The following is a 3,632-nucleotide window of genomic DNA, read 5'->3' as shown; positions in this document are numbered from 1 at the left end:
CCCTCATTGTCCAGAACCAAGCGCACTGCACGCTCGCGCACTTCGGGAGAAAACTTGTTCGTGGTCTTGCTCATGATGCTCCATCCTACTCAGAAGTTGGAGCCTCCGGCAAACCCGGCGCGGTTCAAACTGGGTCATTGCGAATGACGTCGATATTCCGGTGACGATAGATTCCACTGGCTACACCGGAATCGAGACTAACTATGTTGAGCGCGGCTATCGGTATGCCGCGCAACTTCGACTGAAGGTCACTGCGCCCGTCACCGCCGTCAATGTGGTCATCATCCCGTTTGATGTTTGGAACCAACCGATGCGCCCGCTATCCCTAACCAAAATCGCGGATTTCGCTGAGGGGTCACATACTGTCGATGGACAGTGGAACGTGTTCGACGAGAACGACGCACTGGGGGTGAAGAATTCCTTTGCCTATGTTGATCGCGTGCGCATGACGACCGGGATCGTGATCTACGCTGACCGGGACAAGATACTGGCACAGGCTAAGAAAATCAGTTCGAAGCTCGAAGAGCAGGACATTGTTCCACCGGCACCCAAGAAGGAGTAGATGCGAGCGTTCTTGCAAGACGCGGCAGTATGTTCACGTTATGTTCCTTTCAGTAGTCGTAAGGAACACACCCATGAACAGCCCTTTAACGCCCGTTGAACCCGTCTCTCCCGCCGCCCCCTGGCTGGGTGGCAAGCGCAACCTCGCCAAGCGGATCTGCGCGATCATCGACCGCACCGCCTGCACCACCTATGCCGAGGCGTTTGTTGGCATGGGCGGGATCTTCCTGCGCCGCACGGCCCGGCCGCGCTGCGAAGTGATCAATGACAAGGGCCGCGACATCGCCAACCTGTTCCGCATCCTCCAGCGGCACTACCCGCAGTTCCTCGACACGCTGCGGTTCCAGCTGACCACGCGGGCCGAGTTCAACCGGCTGGTCGATACCAACCCCGACACCCTGACCGACCTCGAGCGCGCAGCGCGGTTTCTTTACCTTCAACGCACCGCCTTCGGCGGCAAGGTTTCCGGTCGGAATTTCGGGGTGGCGACAGACCGGCCGGGCCGGTTCAACCTGACCACGCTGGAGCCGATGCTGGAAGATCTGCACAGCCGCCTGTCCGGCGTGATCATCGAATGCCTGGACTGGGCCGAATTCATCCCGCGCTATGATCGGGAGGGAACGCTGTTCTACCTCGACCCGCCCTACTGGGGCTGCGAAGGCGACTACGGCAAGGCGCTGTTCAGCCGCGCGGATTTCGGCCGGATGGCGGATGTTCTGGCCGGGCTGAAGGGCCGGTTCATCCTCTCGATCAACGACGTGCCCGAGATCCGCGAGATCTTCGGCCGCTTCCAGCTGACCGGTGTGACCACCAGCTACACCATCAGCCGCACCGGCAACGATCAGGCCGGGGCGCGAGCCGAGCTGCTGGTGTCGAATTTCCCGGTCACGGTGTAGTGGGGCCGCAGCGTTGGCTGTTGCAGAGATTTCCTCTTGACACAAGTAATGTTAGCATGCCGCCAAAGCGGGCAGGAGCAGGGTAATGGGACAGAATTCGAAGATCGAGTGGACGACTCACACCTTCAATCCGTGGTGGGGTTGCATCAAGGTCTCGGAGGCCTGCAAACACTGCTATGCTGAGAGCTGGGCAAAACGGGTTGGCCAGCCTGTTTGGGGCCCGCAAGCTGATAGGCGCTTCTTCGGTGACGAGCATTGGAAACAACCGCTGCGCTGGAATGCGCTGGCATCTGGGGCCGCGACCCGGCCGCGGGTATTTTGTGCCTCAATGGCCGATGTATTCGAGGATCGAGAAGGGTTGGACCTGCATCGAGATCGCCTGTGGGATCTGATCGAGGCGACACCCAATCTCGACTGGCTGCTTTTAACTAAGCGGCCGCAGAACGTTGCCGCACGAGTTCGATGGGGGGCTGATTGGCCTGATAACGTTTGGCTTGGTACCACGGTGGAACTGCAGAAACGTGCGGATGAGTTGTTACCATTTCTTGCCGCGATTCCCGCAAAGGTTAGGTTCATATCTGCTGAGCCACTGTTGGGGCCCCTCGAACTGGATCGCTGGCTCGGCGAGGCCATCGACTGGGTCATCACTGGTGGGGAAAGCGGCCCGAAGGCTCGCCCGGCATCCCCTACCTGGTTCAGGTCGTTGATGATCCAGTGCATGGAGCGAGACGTACCTTTCCATTTCAAACAATGGGGGGATTGGGCGCCCGGAAATGCTGCTAATCTACCCAAAACGAAGAAGCTACGAATCGCTCGGGCTGCTGACGGAACTGAAATGCACCGAGTTGGGAAGAAGATCGCTGGGCGGCAACTGGATGGAAACGAGTGGGACGGTCTTCCTGGGATAGCAAAAACGCGCTAGGTGAGCTTTTTTCGCAGGACGAGATATCATCTCGTGAGCGCCCTTCGGCCTTTCTGCTAACCACTGGAAGGAGTCTGGCTACTACGCCAAGACCCCCGGAACAGACCAACAGCAAATCAAAGCTCGTGGCCGAGTACATAGCATCGTATCAAAGGATCACGCATGGTGGCCTGTTCATTGACGGTTTCGCCGGTCCGCAAAGTAAAGAACATCTAGATGCATGGACGGCGCGACGAGTGCTGGAAATTCAGCCACCGAGGATTCGGAGATTTTGGCTTTGTGAACTCGATCCTGCGGGCCTGATCCAACTTCGCAGGCTGAAGGATGCCCACCATCTTCGACCGAGCTCTCGCAAGATTTCCGTCATGCCGGGGAACTTCAACCGGACAGTTGATACGATTCTTCTGACCGGCCGGATCAGACCGAAGACACCGACCTTTGCATTCCTTGATCAAAGAACCATGGAGTGTGAATGGGCGACCGTCAGGAAGCTGGCTACATTCCGCTCCCGTCGCAAGATCGAGATAATGTACTTCTTGGGGACCGGCTGGCTACATCGCGCTATGGCTTCGCGGCGTGATCCCAAACGCATTGCAGAATGTGATCGCTGGTGGGGTGGACCAACTTGGCGAGGGTTGCTTGGCTTGCGACATGATGAACTTGTTCAGCGTGTCGTCGACCGCTTTCAGGACGAGTTGGGGTATGGATACGTCAAAGCTTACCCTATTCATCTTCGCGAGAGCGGCAAGAAGGTCGCGTTTCATCTGATCCACGCAAGTGACCATGAGCAGGCCCCCGTGCTAATGACGCGGGCCTATCTCAAAATCTGCGGTGATATTCAGAACACACCATCAGACAGCCAAGGGGACTGGGTACAAGCGTTCGGCAACGCGCACTGAATGCTATCATCCGCCCCCGCTGAGCCTTGCACCTATTGCATAGCTCTGCCTTCAACCGCTGGTGCAGTATTTTCGTCGTTTTGGTGCAATATTTTTGTCGCGCTACATTTTGGCCACCTATTTTTGTCGCGCTACAGCTGGGTGTTGATGTGGCGTTGATGTAAACTGCAAACGCAAAACCCGACGGTTTACGTCGGATTCTAACTTTCTAATTTATTTAAGGATTTTGGTTGCGGGGGCAGGATTTGAACCTGCGGCCTTCAGGTTATGAGCCTGACGAGCTACCGGGCTGCTCCACCCCGCGACAGGGTGTTTTTTGTATCGTTGACGGGTCTTTTCTAGGTTTGGCGGTGA

General features: G+C 57.1%; 4 protein-coding genes and 1 tRNA gene. 4 read left to right on the top strand and 1 reads right to left on the bottom strand.

The annotated features are described in order from the left end of the window. Window positions 1-160 precede the first annotated feature (160 nt). From D2N39_RS22275 to tcmP, 4 genes are all read left to right on the top strand, one after another. A complete protein-coding gene (locus D2N39_RS22275; protein ID WP_119136901.1) occupies window positions 161-562 on the top strand; it encodes a hypothetical protein in 402 nt (133 codons plus the stop codon). Between the two features lie 73 nt (window positions 563-635). Continuing rightward, on the top strand, window positions 636-1,457 hold the full coding sequence (locus tag D2N39_RS22270) for a DNA adenine methylase (RefSeq protein WP_119136900.1): 822 nt from the start codon (window positions 636-638) through the stop codon (window positions 1,455-1,457). An 85-nt stretch (window positions 1,458-1,542) separates the two neighbouring features. Further along, complete coding sequence (locus tag D2N39_RS22265) at window positions 1,543-2,379, top strand: DUF5131 family protein (protein ID WP_119136899.1); 837 nt, start codon at window positions 1,543-1,545, stop codon at window positions 2,377-2,379. Beyond that, window positions 2,343-3,278: a three-Cys-motif partner protein TcmP gene (gene tcmP / locus D2N39_RS22260; RefSeq protein WP_119136898.1), complete on the top strand. Its 936-nt coding sequence runs from the start codon at window positions 2,343-2,345 to the stop codon at window positions 3,276-3,278. Before D2N39_RS22265 ends, tcmP begins: the two co-directional genes overlap by 37 nt. Before the next feature lie 227 nt (window positions 3,279-3,505). Here tcmP and D2N39_RS22255 read toward each other — a convergent pair. Next, window positions 3,506-3,582: transfer RNA gene (locus D2N39_RS22255), tRNA-Met, on the bottom strand. Between the last annotated feature and the right edge of the window lie 50 nt (window positions 3,583-3,632).

Source organism: Gemmobacter lutimaris (assembly GCF_003570715.1).
In the GTDB taxonomy this organism is placed as follows: Bacteria; Pseudomonadota; Alphaproteobacteria; order Rhodobacterales; family Rhodobacteraceae; genus Gemmobacter; species Gemmobacter lutimaris.
Note: the sequence above shows the minus strand (reverse complement) of the source record. Positions and strands in the feature narration are given on the sequence as shown.

Excerpts from the sequence above, each read along its gene's own strand:
- D2N39_RS22270 (WP_119136900.1), top strand. The coding sequence starts at position 636 with ATGAACAGCCCTTTAACGCCCGTTGAACCCGTCTCTCCCGCCGCCCCC.
- D2N39_RS22265 (WP_119136899.1), top strand. The coding sequence starts at position 1,543 with ATGGGACAGAATTCGAAGATCGAGTGGACGACTCACACCTTCAATCCG.